A 19038-nucleotide genomic window follows, 5' to 3' on the forward strand; every position below is an offset into this window, starting at 1 on the left:
AGTGAACAACTGCTACAGGTAATTCCCATCCTGCCACTCCTCAGCACCTAGCCTATCGGCCTGGGTTTCCTTAACAACCGCCTTTTCCGCAAGTTCTCTCCTAGTCTTTCTTCACGGCTGGTTTTACTATTCTGTCCGCCAGGTCCAGGTGAAGGGCTTTTATTTCGGCTAGGACAATCTGTGCCATTTCGCGGGCACCCAGTTCATTGAAGTGCGTGTCATCTATCTTGCCTTGCGGGTAGTTAGGGTGTTCATTGGGCTGCAGGTGCACAAACAGTTTGGCAGAGGTCTCAGGTCCGTATTGTTGCAACAAGGCCTGGCTTTTCTTGTCCAGGTCAATCAATGGCGTTTTCTGCTGTTGGGCCACTGACCTTACCAGGGCAGCATACACGGCATGGGTTTCTTCTATCTTACCAGCGGCATCAAATTTGCGGCGGGCGGCGGGCGTGATCAGGACGGGAACGGCCTTCTTCTGCCGGGTTTCTCTGATGAACCGCTCCAGGTTGGCCTTGTACTCTGCCTCTGGGGTATAGCTTTTCTTGGTAGGTACCTCATCATTATGCCCAAACTGAATGAACACATAATCACCGGCCTTTAGGTTGGCCACCACGGGCTGCCAGCGGTTCTCTTCCAGAAACGTGCGGGTGCTACGACCGTTTTTGGCATAGTTCTGCACGGTCACGGTTGAGTCAAAAAAGTACGCAAACGGCAAGCCCCAGCCCGTCTCTGGATACGCCTTGGGTTCCTTAATGGACATGGTAGAATCTCCAATCAGGTGCACTGTCATGTGCTTTTGATGGCTTGAATAAAAAGACATAAAACCTACGCTGAAAATGGAAAGGGCAATTAGGGAAAGCTTGAGTTTCATTTGCAAAAATGATTAGGGCCTTATTAGGAAAGTGCTGCCATTAGGCCGTTGATGGACACGTTTTTCAAGCAGATGTTTTGCTCGTTCTGAAATTTCTTTTCTAGGTCATGGGTGCTCTGTTAAGAGCGAAAGTGACATTATCTGAACTCCTCTATGTGAGGTCGTATCCTGATTCCTTTTCCACCGTTTTCTTGCCACGGCTTTCCATGCTTCCATAGGGTGCCCCCTTCTCAGTTTTATCAATCATCGTTTTTGGGTTATTTTCCAGAAACCAGCCAAAAAACGGAAAAAGGCCTTTCTACCACTCCTTACTTGCCAGCATGGGTTGGCCTCTCTTGCATAGCTGCAGGGCCAGTCCCCACGGGTCTCTAAGCATAACCAAATGAGAGCCGTCCTCCAGGTACTGCACCGCGTGCAGAGTGGCCCCGGCAGCGCACAACCGGTCCTGGTCCTCTGTAGGATTTTCTGACACAAAAGCCAGATGCACCAGCAAGGGATTCATGGTTCTATAAGCAGGCACCTGGTCGGTGGGGTTCAGGTAGATCTCTACCATGATGCGGCCGCTGTCATCTGCCAGAAAAGTAGTAAACGGAGCCTGGGGCATTTGCCGCATGATACGCATGCCCAGGTGCCCTGCGTACCAGGCAGCCATGGCCACCGGGTCTTCTACGTTTAAGGCAAAATGTTCTAATTTCATAAGAATGGGATTAACTTCTGCGCTGGCGGCAAGTCCTTCACCTGGCGCATAGCCTTATATGTTCTACAAAGAAGAGGCACCATTTGGAGATACGCGCAATCGATTGCATCTTACGGTATAAAAAAAAGGCATTTGACTTTGCCCGTTTTCTTTGTTCACTCTGTAACTTCTACAGTTAAATATCCTCATATTTCTGATAGTGAGCAAGTGGAATAAAGCATTACCGGCTAGTTTCTCAAAAGAATTTGAAGCCGCCGTTTTACCTTACTTGTTACATCATCGTATGAAAAACTCCTTCCTTGGACTTTGCTTGCTGTTTACGGCTACCACGGCGCAGGCGCAGATGACATCGGGGCTTACCGGCAAAGTAGACACTACCTTCTCCAACGCCAGCGCCTACCGGCAAGCTGTCAAGAAATACCCTACCATTGAGCTGGTCCAAGAGGCTAAGCTTCCAACAGTCAAAGAAAAGCGGAACATTCCCTACTGTAAGCTAGGCTCCCGAGTTTTGGCCCTGGATGCTTTTTACCCGAAGAAAAATTCCATTGCAAAATTGCCGGCCATTCTCATCATACATGGCGGCGGGTGGCGAAGCGGCAACCGACAACAACATATCCCATTGGCACAGCGGCTGGCAGGATTGGGGTACGCCACCTTCACCGTTGAGTACCGCCTTTCTACCGAGGCCCTGTATCCGGCCGCGGTACATGACCTGAAAGCGGCGGTTAGGTTCATAAAAGCCCATGCTAAGAAATTCAACCTGGACACGACCAAAGTGACGGCGCTGGGATTTTCAGCGGGCGGAGAATTGGCGGCGTTCATGGGCGTCACCAATCAAAACCCGGCGTTTGAGGGAGAAAGCTGCCAGGGCAAAACCGGTAGTCAGGTGCAGGCAGTAATAGACCTGGACGGGACGCTTTCTTTTGTGCACCCAGAATCTGGGGAAGGCAATGACAGCAAAAACATATCGGCGGCCACGTATTGGTTTGGCTATCCTAAAAAGGAAAACCTGGCGCTTTGGCAGGAAGCCTCCCCCCTCACCCACGTGGGCAAGCATACGCCCCCCTTTCTGTTCATCAACAGCTCCGTTGACAGAATGCACGCCGGTAGAGATGATTTCAGGAAGGTGTTGTACCAACATTCCATCTACTCAGAAGTGCACTCCTTCCCCGATTCGCCGCATACTTTTCCCTTGTTCAATCCGTGGTTTGAGCCAACCGTCCAGTTCATAGATGACTTTTTGAAGAAGGTTTTCGCGGAGGAGTAAGCGCAAAAAGAGCCGTCGTTTCTGGCCTATTTCTCCGGAAACAGGCTAAAAACGACGGCTCTTCTTGTTTAAGTTTTACTACTGTTGCTTTGGCAAGGTCTTCATTCCCTGAAAAACCAGCCTGGCCACCTCCTGGGCACCGGCCGGCAAAAAGTGGGTGTTGTCATTCTGGCCTTCGGGGTAGTTCTTGTATTGACCAGCCGGAAAGTTCATGAAGTAATTATTAGTTACATAGTCTTGCCCTTTGGCTGAAAATGAATCTATGGACAACTGTTGCAGGTCAATTACAAGTACGTTCAGTTCTTTGGCCACGTCTTTTACAGCCTGCGGGTACTTGCCGTGCACGTTGCCTATCTTGCCGTCCTTCCAAGGGTAGTTTCTGGTTACGGGCGTCAGGAGGATTGGCAAAGCGCCTTTCTCCCGGGCCTGGTTCACATACAGACGCAGGTATTCCTTGTACCCTTGAATGTTCACGTAGCGCTCGGGCTTGTTTTCCGCCGCATCATTGTGCCCGAACTGGATCATCACCACATCGCCTTTCTTCAATTCCTTGGTTACCTTGGCCCAGCGGCCTTCCTCAAAAAAGGTGCGGGTGCTCCTTCCTCCTCGTGCTTTGTCTAGCACCTGCACGCTGTCTGCCTTGAACAAATGCTTGAGCTGAGCCAAACTATCCTTGCGCATGAACGGCTGAAACACCTGTCCCCAACCCATGATAGGATAGCGCTTGTTCAGGTAGTCTTCGCCGTCATAGTCAGAGTAATCCGCCATGGTAGAATCACCAATCAAGTAAATGCGCACAATTTTCTTTTTAACGGGCGTAAAGGCTACGGTGCCCACCAAAAGCACGAATAACAAAGGCATTATTTTCTTTAGCATACCAAGGAGAATGAAGCACCAGATTTTTATGAAAAAGAAAGGCGGTGCCACCTTTCCTCCTTCCCCAATTTTACTGCACCGTCACAGCAGTTTTGCCCAGGTCTTTCCCTTTAGAGATTTGAGCGGCGGCGTTTGTAAAATCTTTGCCGTTCAGCTGCACATTCTGAGTAAGGGAACCCAGCACTTTTACCACCGGGTCTTTGGTCTCATTGTAAGTGAGGCCCTCTACTTTCACGTTTTTACTGTTGTAGATGGTGAGGGCAGGGCCTTTTTCGGTGATCACTTTCACGTTCTTAAGCGTAATGCCCGTGGCGTCTACCGCCGAGATGCCGCGCGTGGCCTTCAGGAAGGAGTTTTCAATGTTCACATTCTGCAGGTTCATTTCAGGGAGGCCCTGCAGCGCCACGGCCTCAGCGGCACCAGAAACGGTGATGTTGCGCATCCAGATGTTCTTGAATGACGGGGTCTCCTCAGTCACGGGCACCAGCTTCTCTACGCGGGTCTCATCACTGGCGCGCTGGTCTTCTTCCAGCACCGGGCTGTTGCCGCCGTAAAACAGGTTAAAACTGATGGCCTGCGTGGGGATGTTGATCATGTCAATGTTGGAAATCCAGATGTTCTCCACCACGCCGCCCCTTCCACGCGTACTCTTGAAACGCAGGCCAATGTCTGTGCCCATGAACGTGCAGTTAGACACGTGTATGTTGCGCACGCCGCTGCTCATCTCGCTGCCTACCACAAAGCCGCCGTGGCCGTGGTAGACTACGTTGTTTTTCACTACCACATTCTCAGTAGGTATGCCTCTTTCGCGGCCATCCTTGTCTTTACCAGATTTAAAGCAGATGGCGTCATCTCCTACGTCAAAGGTGTTGTTGTACACCAGCGCGTTTTTGCAGGATTCTAAATCCAGGCCGTCGCCGTTCTGGGAGTACCAGGGGTTGCGCACGTTCAGGTTACGGATGATGATGTCCTGGCACATAAGCGGATGCAGGTTCCAGGCCGGTGAGTTCTGGAACGTAGGTCCGTCCAATAACACGGTCTTGCAATTCACCAGGCTCAGCATCACCGGACGCAGGTAGTCTTTGATGGCCTCAAACTCAGCACGGGTTTTCAGATCAGGCACGTTGAAGTTGCTGCCCTGGGTATCCCCTTTCAAAGCATTTTCTGAAGGGTACCACATGTCGCCTTTGGCGTTGAGCACGCCGGTTTTGTTGAGTTCTTTCCATTGGGCGCCGGTCATTTTGCTTTTCTTGACAGGGCGCCAGGCATCACCGTTTCCGTCAAAGGTGCCGGTGCCGGTAATGGCAATGTTGGTCAGGTTTCTGCCCGAGATAGGCGACTGAGTACGATAGGTGTTCAGGCCTTCAAAACTGGTCTCTACCAAGGGATAATCGTTGAAATCACGGCTGAAGATGACCATGGAACCGGCCTCGGCGTGCAGGTTGATGTTGCTCTGGAGCACAATGGGACCCGTCATCCACAACCCACGCGGAATCACCACGGTACCGCCGCCTTTGGCCGCCACGTCATTGATGGCCTGCTCAAAGGCCTTGGTGTTTTTGGTAATGCCGTCTCCAACTGCGCCGTATTTGGTGATGCTCACGCTATACTCCGGGAATTTGGTTTCCTTCACGCGTGGCATGTTGAACTCCAGGTTCTCATACATCTGGTCTACAGACGTGATGCCTTGCCCGTAGCCAGAGGTGGCAGTTGTCTGCGTGGCCGCGCCCGCCGAAGTGGCCATAGAAGCAGACTGCCGCTGACAAGAAAACTGGAATACTCCCGCCACCGTCATTGCCAACAGCAGATTAGATTTAAGCGAATTCTTCATATGGGTACTTTTCAAAAGTGTCTTCAAAAATGATATTCTCTGACTTCCGTTTTTAGCCTGGTTCCTGAAAAATAGGCTAAAAACGAACGTCTTATTTAGTTATTCTGAACCAGTCATAATCGGCGTAGCCAGAATCATTGGTTTTATCTTGCCGCGTGGCAAAGAGGCCTACCTTGGCGCCTATCCAACGACCAGGCACTGCCGTGAATGGCTCTCCCGCCTGCTTGAAATTTTGCCCGTCCTGGCTATAGCTGAACTGGCATTGCGCGCCTTTGCTCACGGTCACCTGCAGGTACACTTCATTGCCGGTTAGCTTGCCTAAGTTCTGCTCTTTTTCTGGGATTCCCTTGTCAGCTTTCTGGGCGGTGTTATAGGTCATGTAAAGGCCATCTTGCTTGCTTACTATGGACAGGTGCGCGTAGTCTGCTCCCATCACCACCAGGCCCGTCCGTTCGTTCTGCAACTTTACGTTGGGGGTGAATTTGATTTTGGTGGTCACGGTAAATGCTTCTCCCGGAAACTTCTGTAACAACAGATTAGGCACGTCCCAGAGGTTCTTGCCCCCTTCTGGCATCTGGTCGGTGAAGAGGCGCAGGTAGCCTTTGTTGGTAGCGAACGCCCAGGTAGATTTAGGGTTGGCGTGCCACTGCCATTGCAAACCCAGTTGGTGGCCGTTAAACTCATCAGACTCGGCAGGCGTCAGGACAGGGTGATTTTTGCCGACGTTCGGTTTTTGGTAGGTAAGCACCGGCTGGCCCTTGCCGTCGCCGTCTGGGTCTTCCCCAATCACCGGCCAGTCCTTCACCCACTTCATGGGTTGCAGGTGCATGACGCGGCCATAGGCTTCTTTGTCCTGAAAGTGCAGGAACCAGTCCTCGCCAGATTTGGTGTCTACCCACGCGCCTTGGTGCGGTCCGTTAATGGGTGTCTGGCCCTGGTCCATCACAATCTTCTCTTCATAGGGGCCATAGATGTTCTTAGACCTTAGCACCAACTGCCAGCCCGTGGCCACCCCGCCCGCCGGCGCGAAGATGTAGTAATAGCCGTTGCGCTTATAGAACTTAGGCCCTTCCACGGTTGGGTGATTGTCATGTCCGTCAAAAACCATCATGCCCTCATCCAGCACCTTGGTGCCTTCTGGGTTCATGCGGTTGAGGGTAAGCATACTTTTGATGCCCGCTCTACTGCCTGCCCAACCATGCACCAGGTAGGCTTGGCCGTCCTCATCCCAGAAAGAACAGGCATCTATCAGGCCTTTGCCGGGCATCACCAACACCGGTTCCTCCCATCTGCCCGCCGGATTTTTGGTTTTCACCATGTACACCCCAAAATCCGGATCGCCCCAGTAGATATAAAACTCACCTTTGTGGTACCGGATGGAAGGGGCCCAAACACCATTGCCGTGCTGGGGCTTGGCAAAGTGCTCAAACGGCGGCAATCGGTCTATGGCGTACCCAATGATCTGCCAGTTCACCAGGTCATTAGAATGCAGAATCTGCAAGCCCGGAATGGCGTTGAAACTGGACGAGGTCATATAGTAGTCATCACCCACGCGGCACACGTCCGGGTCAGAATAATCAGCGTCCAGGACCGGGTTCTGGTAGAGGCCGTTGCCCAAATCTGACACCCAAACTTTGGAAACTTCAGTGGAGGAAGCTGCTGCAATTGAAGCCGCCGGTGCCGTGGTTTTCTCTGCCTGACAGGAAGCCAACAACAGCAAGGCTACAAGGGGAAAGTAGGTACTACGCATATGATTTTTATCAATTCTTCCCATTCAAAAGTCAGCCATTCTAGCTGCTTACCTCTAAAGAGTCTTCCTTCTCTGATCTCCTCCGTTTTTGGCATATTATCTGGAAAACAGGCCAAAAACAGATTGTTTTAGTTTTTACTTTCTTACCAAAGCCAAGCGTTTCACCACGCGTTCTTTGCCAATTTGCAGCACGTAGAGGTACATGCCGGCGGGCAGCTTTTTCGCCTGGGCATCTGTACCGTTCCATTCTACTCTGTGGGCGCCTGCCGGCAGGATTTTATCCAGCAGCGTGGTGATGTTTCTGCCAGACAAATCTGAGATGGTAAGGATGACCTTTGCCTTCTGGGTAGAAGTAAACGAAAACGACGTGGATTCTGAAAATGGATTAGGATACACCTTGTTTTCAAACGCACCCGCCTCTTCCCAGGTGCCGGTCACTACAGCGGTGGTGATACTGTTGAGGTATTCTTCCAGGTTGGTGTAGCCGTCATTGTCTGCATCTGCGTTTCGGTCCTCTGTGTTGTTGGGGTTCAGGCCCTGCTGGTTTTCCCAGGCATCGGGCATGCCGTCTTTGTCTGCGTCTGCAGGTGCAGGTTGGGAGGATAATTCTGGCCAGCCGCCCACGGTCTCCTGGGTGTCAATGATTCCTTTGGCCGCGCCGTACGCGCCGCCGTAGGTGGCAGTGCCGGTCCTTACCTCTTCAATGATTCTGGCGTCTACGGCATCGCGTTTTAAACTGGCACCTACTTGAGCCAATACGGCCTCATACGCCTGCACGGCAGTATGCTCTGTGGCCATGTGGTAGTCAATGGGTACCTGCAGGCGTACGTTGGGCCGCTGCTCCACTGGAATACCGCTGTCATACTCTACGCCTCCCGCCCAGTTGTCTGACGTGACGGTGGGGTTATTGTGTACATAATTGCCATTGATGAAAAACTTGCCGTACCCCACCCCAAACTGAGGATCTGCCTCAAAAGACACCTGCACAATGCGTTTGTTCTTGCTGCTTTGGGTGGCTGGCCCGGGCTTGTAGTAATTGTTGACCATGTTGTAGGTTCCATTCTCGCCGCCATAGGCACTGTTACCGCCCCAGTTGTAAAGCACGTTGTTCCTGAAGTCTACGTGCTCATTGGGATAGGTACCTCCATTGATGCCTGAGCGGCCGCCCCCGTTGAAGCGTGGGTTTCGGCTGGTATGGTGCGCCAGCAGGTTGTGGTGAAACGTGGTATGATCCCCGCCCCAGATACCGCCGTAGCCGTGGTCACCTTTGTCATGCACAGACCGGAACAGGCTTTCGCTCAACAGGCACCACTGCATGGTAAAGTTCTTGTTCAGATAGAAACTGGCCGTCTCATCCACTGACCAGCTCATGGTGCAATGGTCCAGGATGATGTCCTTCCGGTTGCGGCCCCAGATGGCGTCATTGTCCACCTTGGCCTCATCCCCCAGCCTAAACCGCATGTACCTAATGATGACGTTGTCCGCGTCTACCGTCACGGTCTGGTTGCTGATGCAGATACCATCTCCGGGCGCGGTCTGGCCGGCAATGGTGAGGTTACCGTTCTTGATGGGGAGAGGCGTCAATAATTTGATGGTGCCGCTCACTCTAAAGACGATGGTTCTGGCCCCGGTGGCCAACACGGCCGCCCTGAAACTACCCGCACCCGCGTCATTAAGGTTGGTTACTTCTATGACCGCCCCGCCTCTGCCGCCCGTAGTGAACCTTCCAAAGCCTTCTGCCTCCGGAAACGCCAGTTGCTGAGCCTGTGCATTGGCACCCGACCAGAGCAGCGCCACTAAAGAAAGAGTGCAGAGTAAGCTTTTTTTCATGTCTTGTTTGCTTAGGGGTGAGCGCTTTTAATTCTATCCTCGTTTTTGGCCTCTTTTCTGGAAAACAGGTCAAAAACGTTTATTCTTACTTGCCTGTACTACCTGCGGGCTTATGAGCCAATGGGTCCCAGTCTCCGAAGATCTTTTTCAAGGTATATTCCTGCATCTCTGCCTCCGTGAGTTGTTTTGACCATTTCACTCTGGCTTTTGGATTGGCACCGGGGCCCGATGACTTGTATTCAGCGTACAGCACCTGCTTCTCCGCTTGGGGTTTGTTCCAGTTGTGCCAGCCTTCTGGGTTGATGTGCTTGCCCAGGTAGGTGTTCAGGAAAACGGTTTTGGCGAAGGGCCTCCAGGGACGGCCCAGGAAATAAGATTTTTCTGGCGCATCGCCGGTGAGGCGGCAGTTTATAAACACGAAACCGTAGGGCTGGCCCTCCAGGGTAGAGGCAGCCGTCACGTAATTACCGCCCTTCTTGCTGTAGATTTCACAGTTCTCAAAAACGGCCGTAGACCACCCGAAGATGAAGTCTGTAGTCCCTTCTATGTAGCAGTTTCGATAGTATTGTCGGCTCTTTTCACCATGTGGATACAACGTGTCTTGAAAGCCCAGGAAACGACAGTTCTGAAACATGACCTTGTCACCGTCCACGCGCACCGCCACCGCCTGCCCCACCGGACCGGCGCTGTTCTCAAACGTGAGGTTCTCGGCCTTGAAATCATCCCCGAAGACAAAGAAACTGGTAGAGCCCGTGGTACCCATCTCCTCGCCAAACCGGTTTTTCTTGGCCGCAAAGTCATCATAGGTCAAGATGGTTTTCTGCACGTCCTGCCCTATCAAATGCACACCGGTTTTAGTGGCCGCCAGCGTGAGTTTCTCTTTGTAGACGCCGTTCTTGATGTAGATGGTGGTAGGATTCTTCCGGAAATCTGGAACGGCGTTGATGGCCTCCTGCACGGTCTTAAACTGGCCACTGCCATCCTGGGCTACCACAAAATCATAAGATTGCGCTCGGGCCTGCACCTGTAAAATGCCTAGCAGAAAAACCAACATCAGAAGCTTTTTGAACACCATAGCAGAGTTTAGTTAGCAGCTGATTGGTTCATTTCCTCAAACTCCAGAGAGGCCATGATGAACGGAGACACCGCCTTCGGGTCATTGTCGCGCTTCTCTTCATGAATGTAGTATTCATAAGAACCAGACCGGTACGGCGTGCCGCCCAAACCGGCCACCGCGCACACCTGCGTAATGCTGATGGTGCCGTCTGGATTTTCCTTAATGAGGTTATGGATAAGGCCTTTATACCCGTTTTTGGCGTTCTGCAGGTACTTTTTGTCTATGTAACCCTTCTTTACCGCTTTCACCAGAAAGTAAGTGAACATGCTGGAGGCAGAGGCTTCTAAGTAATTGCCTTCTTTTCCCCCTTGGTCTACTACCTGCCACCATAGTCCGGTGGCGGGGTCCTGGTATTGGGCAATGGAGCCGGCCATTTTCTGGGTGATGTTCAGGATTTCCTTGCGCTTGGGATGGTCTTGCGGAAAGTTGTCCAGCACGTCAACCAAAGCCATGGCGTACCAGCCCATGGCCCGTCCCCAGACATTAGGAGACAAGCCAGTCTGTTTATCGGCCCAGGGTTGCTCTCGTTTCTCGTCCCAGCCGTGGTAAAACAGGTTTTTCTCCTTTACATAGGTGTGCTTGTCAACCAGCATGATTTGCAGGGCCACGTCATCAAAGAGGGCCGGCTCCTTATAGGCGGCGGCGTACTGCGTTAAAAACGGCGAGGCCATGTACAAGCCGTCCAGCCACATTTGGTGCGGGTAGATTTTCTTGTGCCAAAAACCACCTTCAGAGGTTCTGGGGTGGGTGCGCATCTGGTCACGCAACTCGTCCAGGGCAATCTTGTATTTCTGCTGACCGGTCTCTTTGTACAAGGCCATCAGGAATTTGCCCGGGTTGACGCGGTCAATGTTGTAATCCGTCTTTTTGTAGGTTTTTATCTTGCCATCGGCGGTGATCATGGTATCTGCGAAAGCCTTGATATACGTCAGGTACTTCTGGTCTCCGGTGCGCTTCCAGACCCGTTCCAGGGCGCTGGCGAACAAGCCTTGCGTGTAATCCCATTTCGGCTCCTTTCTAAAGTCAATCATCCATCCCTCCGGGCTGCGCTTCATCTCAGAATCGGCCATCCAGACGGAATAAGGTTTGCCAGACGGCGAGGTTACCGCAGCGGTGTCACCGGCAGAGTTTTGTCCGGTTTTACAGGCCATGAACAGCAATGCCAGCAACAGAGGAAAGGAAAACAGGGTACGCTTTTTCATAGGAGGATGCTTGTCAGTCTTTTCAAAAACACTGTCTAATTCGTGTTCAGGAGTAAATCGTTTTTAGGCTCTTTTCCAGAAATCAGGGCAAAAACGGCCTTAGGGTTTGGTAGGATTCCAGTGGTCGTTTCCACCCAGCACTACCTCTGGCTTGGACAGCTTTTTGGCTTCTTTGCGCTTGAGTTGTCTGGACCAAGGCTCTCGTTTTTCTGGCGCGGCACCCGGCCCGGTTGATTTATACTCAGCGTAGAAAGCAGTTTTCTCGGCTTCGGGTTTCTTCCAGTTATGCCAGCCTTCGGGCCTGATGAATTCGCCTAAATTAGTGTTCAAAAATACGGTCTGCGCATAGGGTCGCCAGGGTCTGCCCAGATACACTTTGGTTGCCTCGGGAGATGCTGTGACGGTGCAGTTTTTAAACACATACCCGTAAGGTTGTCCTTGCGGCGTAGAGGCGGCCGTGATGTAGGAGTTCTTCTTGCAATGAATGAGGCAATTTTCAAAAAACGCCGTGGCCGGCCCGAAGATGAAGTCCGTAGTGCCCTCTATGTAGCAGTCTTTGTAATACTGGCGGCTGTTGCCTACCCCAGTGTAGAGCGTGTCCTGGTCGCCTATGATGCGGCAGTTGGTGAATACGCAACGGTCTGCTTCTACGTGCAAAGCCACTGCCTGCCCTACCGGCCCGGCGCTGTTCTGGAAGGTGATGTTCTCGGCCCGGAACTCGTTGCCCTGCACCAGCACCGTGTAAGAATTAAAGGTGTTGATGTCGCCCTTGCCAGAAAAATCGTCCCAGACCAGGATGGTTTTCTCTTTGTCTTCCCCGATGAAAGAGATTTTCGTCTTCCAGGACGAAACGACGATCTTCTCTTTGTAGGTGCCGTTTTTGATATGAATCTCGATCCTGTTCTCAGGAAAAGCGGGCACCGCATCTACCGCCGACTGCACCGTGGTATAATCGCCGGAGCCGTCCTGCGCCACCACCAGTTGCTTGTGCTGGGCCTGCGCCAGAAACGGAAAGATGACAACTGCTAAAACCGCTATCCACTTCATAGACCAGTCCTCTTACTTTACCAGGTTGTTCAGGTACACTTCAATGTTGGAGTATTGCTTGTGCAAGGTAAAGGCCGCTGCATCTGTTGCGCTGGCCGGGTTCAGTTGGTGCTGCACCTCCCAGGCGTCGGGCATGCCGTCCTTGTCCTTGTCTTCCGGGGCCGGAGCAGTTTTCAGGGCTGGGTAGCCGCCTGCCTCCTGGGGCGTGTCAATGATGCCGTTTTTTTGCTTGCCGTTGGCAGAGTTGCCGTTCTTCACTTCTTGCACCAGGCGGGCATCTACCGCATCTCGCTTGTAGCTGGCACCGGCACCGGCCAACACCGCCTCAAAGGCAGCCAGTGGCTCTTGTATCTTGATGCTGGTCACCGCAAAGGCTTTGGTTACTTTAGCAGAATCTGGGTGATCTGCCTGCACTCCGCCGGCCCAGTTGTCTTTGCTGATGGCCGGAAATCCTTCAACATGATTACCCGCTACATAGAACTGGCCATAGGGCTGGGACGGATTCACGATTCTGTCTTTCTTAGAGGCAAGCGTGGCCGGCCCGGCTTTGTAGTAATTGTTGACCATGTTGTAATGGCCTTTCTCCCCGCCGTAGGTATTGTTATGGCCCCAGTTATAGATGACATTGTTGGTAAAATCTACCAGTTCGTCTGCTGGGTTGGGCGTAGTGCTAGACCCACTGAACCGCGGCAACCGGCTGTTGTGGCTGGCCAATAGGTTATGATGGAAAGAGGCGCCGCTGCCACCCCAGATACCGCCGTAGCCATGGTCGCCTTTGGCATGCACTGAGGCGTTCAGGCTTTCTGAGATGATGCTCCACTGTAGGGTAAAGTTTCTGTTGCGGTAGAACGAGGCGCTTTCATCTGTGGCCCAGCTCATGGAACAGTGGTCAATGATGATGTTGCTGTTGCCTTTGTTGGCACCAAAGGCGTCTGCCTGCTGGGCGGCCTTGTCTCCTAGCCTGAACCGCATGTACCGCACAATGAGGTTGTTTGCCTTGATGCTCACCGGGTAGTTCTTCAGACAGATCCCATCTCCAGGCGCCGACTGTCCGGCGATGGTCAAGTCGCCGTTGTTGATGTCCAGGGGGGCCTCCAGTTCAATGTTGCCAGACACGGCGAAGACAATGATGCGCTGCCCTTTCTTCCGGATAGCCTCGCGCAGACTGCCTGGGCCATTGTCATTCAGATTGGTCACTACCACCACTTGTCCTCCGCGGCCGCCGGTGGTATGCTTGCCAAATCCCTCTGCCCCCGGAAACGCCAGCGCCTGCCCGTTCTCTACCGGCAAATCAATGGAAGCCGCGGTGCCGCTAGCCGTCGTTTTCTGGGCACAGCCCGAGAAGGCCACCATCTGGAAGGCCAGCCCCAGCATAGAAAGTTTGGTAAGGGAATGAGGTATTTTCATGAGTTGAGATTGGTAAAAAGGACTTCCTTTCCTGGTTGGGCAAAGATTGATTCAAAGGAAAGAAATCATGCACATTAGTCGTTTTTGGCTTATTTTCTGGAAAACAGGCCAAAATCGGGAATATAAACGTCTTGGTTATTTGGAGATGTCTACCTGCACCGGGTTGGCCAGTTCCTCTGCCACTTTGGTCAGGTAGTGATGAAACTCGGCTTCAGTTTTGATGCCGTGCTGCTCTAGCTCCCAAGCCGCCAGAAAATAATATTCTGCCCGTCCGTTGCTGGGCTTCAACTGCACCACGTGGTTCAGAGGATCTTCAGTGATGGAAATCAAGTCCTGAGGTTTGAACAAGACCGCAATGCCTACGTTGTCTGGCGGCGTGTTGAGGCTTTGTTTTCCATAGGTGGCAATGTACCCGTAGCTTCTACCCGCTTCGCCTTTGTAGCTGACCAGTGTGGCGTTTTTGTCTTTGATCAAGCCTGTGCTGATGTTCTGGGGCTGTCCTTTTTCAATGGCTAATTGGTGGTGCGTAAGCCTGGTACCGGCGTGGATACTGAGCTGAGAATGCACGTTCAGTTTCTGTCCAGCCACCTGCCAGCCATAGTAATCTGTCAGGATAGAGGAATAAACGTCTCCGTTTTGGGTGATTTTGCTGTAGGTACTGTCTGTCTTCTCCACGCGCACGGCCTTGCCGTCTGTGAAGATGGCCAGTGACCCTACTCCCAGTGCCTTGCCCACTTTAAGAATGTCCATGCCCCAGGGCTGCGCGGTGTGGTAGGAATCATATCCGTCCAAGCCAACGTTTTGCAGGACCATTTCTGGCGTCTTCTTTCCGAAAACGTCTACGCCGTTGCGCCAGTCCAGGTAAAACCGATAGCCCACCTTGTCAGACTCCCAGCCCGGGCCTTCATAGCGCAGATAGAATGAATGGTCGGTGACTTCATCGGGTACGCGCAATGAATCTATGTTTTGGAAAGTGCCGCCAATGTATTTGTGGTTTTCAAAGTGGCCTCCTACCTTTTTGGAGAGTTCGGCCTGGGTGCGCTTAGTATAAGTGCGTTTGTTAGTACCAGTAGTATTGTACCTGAGGGTGAGCTGGCGTTTTTCACCGGCTTGCATATTGTCCAGGACAAAAGCCAGGCCTTTGTTGAAAGTATCTTTGGCGTTGTACTGGCTAGGAATCTCTTGTGAGCCATCCATTATCACGAATGCCTGTTTATTGAACTTGGAGTGCGTTCGCAAAAGATCGTTTTCTGGCAAGAGCACCAGCACGCTTTCGCGGTCACGGTTGAGGGGATTGGTAACAGTTACGGTAAAGGATTGGGGGAACTCATTGGACAAAGCCGGCACGCCTTGGCTGGAGGCACAACTCAGGTTCAGGAGAAGCAAAACTGCCATCACTCCGTTTATCCATTTCTTTACGCTACTCGTCATTTTAAAACGTTTGGTAAGGGGGAATGTCGCTCTTTTAGAAGAGCTTGAATCTTAGGGCCGTTTTTGGCTTGTTTTCTAGAAAAGAGGCTAAAAACGGGTAATTCAATCAAGCATTTAAGAAGCGTTGGACCTACTGTTCTGGGCTTCTAATAATCAGAATCAGGTGGGGTATGGGAAAGGCAACAAATACCCATACCCCAGCCTTCTTCTTTATTCATTCATTTACACGGTACTCAACTTATCTGGCCCAGCGCGGGTCCCCAATCGCGGTTCCTCCCAGACCTGCGGTTCTCAACTCAGAACCAGCTGGCAGGGTAAAGTCTGTGGTAGTGGCCGTCCAGCCCAAGTCAACATTCTTGTTGTTAGACATTGCCACATAGCTTGGGAAGGTCAATGGTGCTAAAGGTGCCCCTCCTAATAAATTGAAGTAGTTGTTGTTCTTAAATTCAACAGAAGAGCCTGCACCTGCGCGTATGGCGCTCCCTTTGACCACTTGGCCTGGCTTTGGAGAGTTTGCCATGATGCTGTTCTGCATGATGAAGTCAACAACATTTGCGTTGGCATCAAAAATCACATTGTCTCTGTCTCCTGACCCAAAGTTGTTCAAGGTCACTCTGTCAATAAAGAAAATTGGACGGGCCACTGGCGTAAAGTTGGTGGCATAACTGATGAATCCTCTTCCTGCTTCGTTGAAAGTAGAATTGGTAATATCCACTCGGTTAATGTCCATCTTGTCCAGCATGAAAGACTGATAGTTGTCCACTCCATTTTTTGAAACAATGGTGTTGTCTACCTTAATGAAATCAATTTTGATGGCATTGTTGGCAGCTCTGTTTCCTCTAATGAAAGCGCTTTTAAAGTCATGGATGCTAGAGTTTTCTACCGTAATAGAAGACAAGGTTCCTGGCTCTGCGTCAATGTTAATGAAATAACCAGCGTTCACCTCTCCTGCTGTGTTTCTTCCGTCAAACTCAATACCATTCACACGCACCCCTGCGCCTGTTCCTTTCAAGGTAATTTCCTTGAACAACACTTTGGTGTCATTTGAATTACCAGACGTGGAACGTAGCGTGATGTGCTTGTTAGCAATAAGGATGCTGGCCACTGATGCATCATAAATACCTGGCTCCAACCCAATCACATCACCGCTAACGGCACTGGCGGCGGCGGCTACCAGGTCACTTCCGGCCGTTAAAGTATAGGTGAAGATGCTTGGCTCCTTAGTAGTAAAGGTGGTGATTCCTTTGCTAACTGTACCGGCAAAAATTTCAGCAGTGTAAGAGGTGGTGGCCGTCAGATTGCTTAAAGTAATGGCTCTGGCGGTCAATTGTTCTGGAGTCAAAACAATTTCTGTGGCAGTACCACCGGCTGGGGTCAAGACGATTCTTGTTACCCCGTTGGTTGGTCTCCAACGCAGAATGGCCGTTTTGTCCTTTATCTCTGTAGAAACCAATGGCAGGAAAATCTGCTCACCGGTAATTCTAAAAACCGGACTCACCACCCAGTTAGAGGCCGCAGAGTTACCAGCAGCGTTTGCTCTGATACGTGCGTAATAGTCTTGCTTAATGGAAATCTTATCATCTGTTATCACCGCATAGGCCGTGTCCACCACCACAGTGGTGGCTATGCTCTGGAAATCCTGGGTAGTAGAAACCTCAACCGTATAGGTGGTTTCTTCCCGGTTGGAGAAAAGCGACGGGTTCCAGGACAGTTTGGCCTCCGTCTCACCATTGGTGGTCATCACGTTTACGGGCGTAAAGGCACGGGCTGGCTCAAATAGCAAGTCCTGCTCGTCTTCTTTACACGCTCCCAGCATGGAGGAGCAAAGTGCCAATACCATAAGGGTCTTTGGTGCCTTCATTTTGGCTATTGATTTCATGTTTGTAGCTGGTTTCAAAAGATTAATAGCCATAGTCTTGTTTCAGATTTGGGTTCACATCTAACAAAGAGGTAGGCAATGGCAACAACTCGCTTTTGCCTGGCTTAAAGCCAATCGCGAATACATCTGACAAGGTGGTGTTCACGCCGGTTCCTACCCAGGAAATACTTACTGAATTAGCTGGCGCAGTGGCTGGTGCAGGCTCGTACAAAGAAGTTAAATACACAGGAGTTGTAGAATTGGCGGCAAAGTACATGGTAGCCGGAAGATTCTCATATGGCGCCTGCTTGGCCACCATCGCTCTTAAAGCGGCTCTGGTTTCCACAATCTTCTGCTCCAGCAAATTCCAACGGATAAGGTCATACTTTCTGATTCCCTCTCCACCTAGCTCCCAAGACCGCTCTTGTACCAAGGCATTGAAAAACTCAGTCTTGTCTAAACCTGGCTCCAGGTCCACGGTCATGTCTGGCGTATTTATAGCCTTCCCGAAACCTCTGCGGCGCACTTGGTTGATGGCCTCATACGCTTCAGGGGTTGGACCACCTTTCAACTCATTCTCAGCCTCAGCAAACATTAACAATACGTCTGCATATCGTATCAATGGCCAGTTCACCCCGAAGTATTGCGCTAATGAAGTCAACACTGTAGGATTAGTAATCCAGTCTCTTCTGAATTTACCGTCTGTCATGGTCTGCAAATTGCGAGGCTGAATGATTCCCGCAGAGCTTACATTGTAAGGAGCGGCGGTCACGTCACGGCGCTGATCCTTTGAGTCAAAGGAGTAGAAGTAAGTAGGCAGAATGGTTAAAGCGCCGTTACCAGTGCTTCCGTTTAGTCTAGGACCATTGTAATATCCTAATTTGCTGTCTCCTGTGGCACTGCTTCCGCCGGCCATGGCTATCTCCCACATCACTTCACCATTAGGCTCAATTCTGTGCGCATCAATAGCATCTTTCCAAACGGCCTGGTAGCTAGGATTCAATTTATGGGCGCCACGTTTGATGATGATATCACATTCATCACGGGCAATCTGATAGTACTTTAGGTAGTCAGAACCGCGTTGCATACCGCCGCTTCTGCGCAAAGAGAAACCTCCTCTGAATAAAGCAAGACGAGCTCTCAACGCACGAACAGCTCCTTGCGTGATGCGCTCATCATTGGCTACTTCACCTCTCCAGGGAACAAGGGTGGCCGCCTCTGCCAGATCCGCAATTAGTTTGTCGTAAATCTCGTCGCGGTCAGTTTTGCCTTTAAACAAATCTGTCTCAAAACTGGATGGGTTGAACTGGGCAGGAATGTCTCCCCAGTTACGGATCAATTCAAAGTAAAACTGAGCTCTTAATGTCAGGGCCTCGCCGTGCATCCGGCGTAGTTCGCGTTTCTCAGTTTCAGTGCCATTGGTGTACATCTCCATTTTAGGAATGTAATAGATGCAAATGTTGGCGCGTTCCACCCCCGCATACAACTGGCCAAATGGACCCGCTAGCTGGGTGTTGCTTGGTTGAACGGTATACCGGGCAATGTCTCTTCTTTCATTGTCACCGGGGTTTCCGCTTTGGCCCATCATCTCATCATTATCCAAAGGATAATACATGCTTAGACGGATGCCATACCCTTGGTCACCACCTAAGGCGGCGTATACGCCCGTCAGCTGTTTTTGCACGTTGTTCACGTTACTGAAAACATAGTCTGGGCTAAAGGAAGAAACAGGCTCCACTTCTAAATAGTCATTACACGAAGGAAGTGTAATGGACAGGCCGGTAGTGACGGCGGCCCATAATATATAAGAGTTGAATTTTTTAAGCTTCATATCAGGAGAATACTTACTGATTTAAA

At 51.2% G+C, this 19038-nt stretch carries 14 protein-coding genes; 1 reads left to right on the forward strand and 13 read right to left on the reverse strand.

Annotation, left to right across the window (positions count from 1 at the left end; all coding sequences use genetic code 11):
• Nucleotides 1-100 precede the first annotated feature (100 nt).
• Together GU926_RS04425 and GU926_RS04430 are read right to left on the reverse strand one after the other, a co-directional pair.
• Nucleotides 101-787, reverse strand: a complete 687-nt coding sequence (locus GU926_RS04425; protein WP_232058426.1) for a rhamnogalacturonan acetylesterase — start codon at nt 785-787, stop codon at nt 101-103.
• 379 nt (nt 788-1166) lie between these two features.
• A complete protein-coding gene (locus tag GU926_RS04430; protein WP_160689394.1) occupies nt 1167-1565 on the reverse strand; it encodes a VOC family protein in 399 nt (132 codons plus the stop codon).
• A gap of 283 nt (nt 1566-1848) precedes the next feature.
• Between GU926_RS04430 and GU926_RS04435 the strand changes: the two genes are divergently transcribed.
• A complete protein-coding gene (locus GU926_RS04435; RefSeq protein WP_160689396.1) occupies nt 1849-2832 on the forward strand; it encodes an alpha/beta hydrolase in 984 nt (327 codons plus the stop codon).
• A gap of 78 nt (nt 2833-2910) precedes the next feature.
• On the opposite strand, the gene GU926_RS04440 is transcribed toward GU926_RS04435, so the two are convergent.
• From GU926_RS04440 to GU926_RS04490, 11 genes are all read right to left on the reverse strand, one after another.
• Nucleotides 2911-3693: a rhamnogalacturonan acetylesterase gene (locus GU926_RS04440; RefSeq protein ID WP_232058427.1), complete on the reverse strand. Its 783-nt coding sequence runs from the start codon at nt 3691-3693 to the stop codon at nt 2911-2913.
• Between the two features lie 85 nt (nt 3694-3778).
• Entirely contained in the window at nt 3779-5539 is a 1761-nt protein-coding gene (locus GU926_RS04445) for a glycoside hydrolase family 28 protein (protein WP_160689400.1), read from the reverse strand.
• A gap of 91 nt (nt 5540-5630) precedes the next feature.
• Nucleotides 5631-7289, reverse strand: coding sequence for a glycoside hydrolase family 43 protein (locus GU926_RS04450; protein WP_160689402.1), 1659 nt, complete (start codon nt 7287-7289; stop codon nt 5631-5633).
• A 135-nt stretch (nt 7290-7424) separates the two neighbouring features.
• The gene (locus tag GU926_RS04455) at nt 7425-9119 is read right to left on the reverse strand and encodes a FlgD immunoglobulin-like domain containing protein (protein WP_160689404.1); all 1695 of its coding nucleotides are present in this window, start codon (nt 9117-9119) and stop codon (nt 7425-7427) included.
• Nucleotides 9120-9204: 85 nt separating this feature from the next.
• Complete coding sequence (locus GU926_RS04460; RefSeq protein ID WP_232058428.1) at nt 9205-10173, reverse strand: pectinesterase family protein; 969 nt, start codon at nt 10171-10173, stop codon at nt 9205-9207.
• Between the two features lie 29 nt (nt 10174-10202).
• Nucleotides 10203-11438, reverse strand: a complete 1236-nt coding sequence (locus GU926_RS04465; RefSeq protein WP_160689408.1) for a glycoside hydrolase family 88/105 protein — start codon at nt 11436-11438, stop codon at nt 10203-10205.
• Nucleotides 11439-11537: 99 nt separating this feature from the next.
• Complete coding sequence (locus tag GU926_RS04470) at nt 11538-12485, reverse strand: pectinesterase family protein (protein ID WP_160689410.1); 948 nt, start codon at nt 12483-12485, stop codon at nt 11538-11540.
• A gap of 12 nt (nt 12486-12497) precedes the next feature.
• Nucleotides 12498-13892 carry a pectate lyase family protein gene (locus tag GU926_RS04475; RefSeq protein ID WP_160689412.1) on the reverse strand — a complete coding sequence of 465 codons (1395 nt, stop codon included), beginning with the start codon at nt 13890-13892 and terminating at the stop codon, nt 12498-12500.
• A gap of 135 nt (nt 13893-14027) precedes the next feature.
• Complete coding sequence (locus GU926_RS04480; RefSeq protein ID WP_160689414.1) at nt 14028-15323, reverse strand: DUF4861 domain-containing protein; 1296 nt, start codon at nt 15321-15323, stop codon at nt 14028-14030.
• Nucleotides 15324-15561: 238 nt separating this feature from the next.
• Complete coding sequence (locus GU926_RS04485; protein ID WP_160689416.1) at nt 15562-17202, reverse strand: DUF4957 domain-containing protein; 1641 nt, start codon at nt 17200-17202, stop codon at nt 15562-15564.
• 22 nt (nt 17203-17224) lie between these two features.
• Nucleotides 17225-19012, reverse strand: coding sequence for a RagB/SusD family nutrient uptake outer membrane protein (locus GU926_RS04490; protein WP_160689418.1), 1788 nt, complete (start codon nt 19010-19012; stop codon nt 17225-17227).
• Between the last annotated feature and the right edge of the window lie 26 nt (nt 19013-19038).

The sequence above is a fragment of the Nibribacter ruber genome, assembly GCF_009913235.1.
Lineage (GTDB): Bacteria > Bacteroidota > Bacteroidia > Cytophagales > Hymenobacteraceae > Nibribacter > Nibribacter ruber.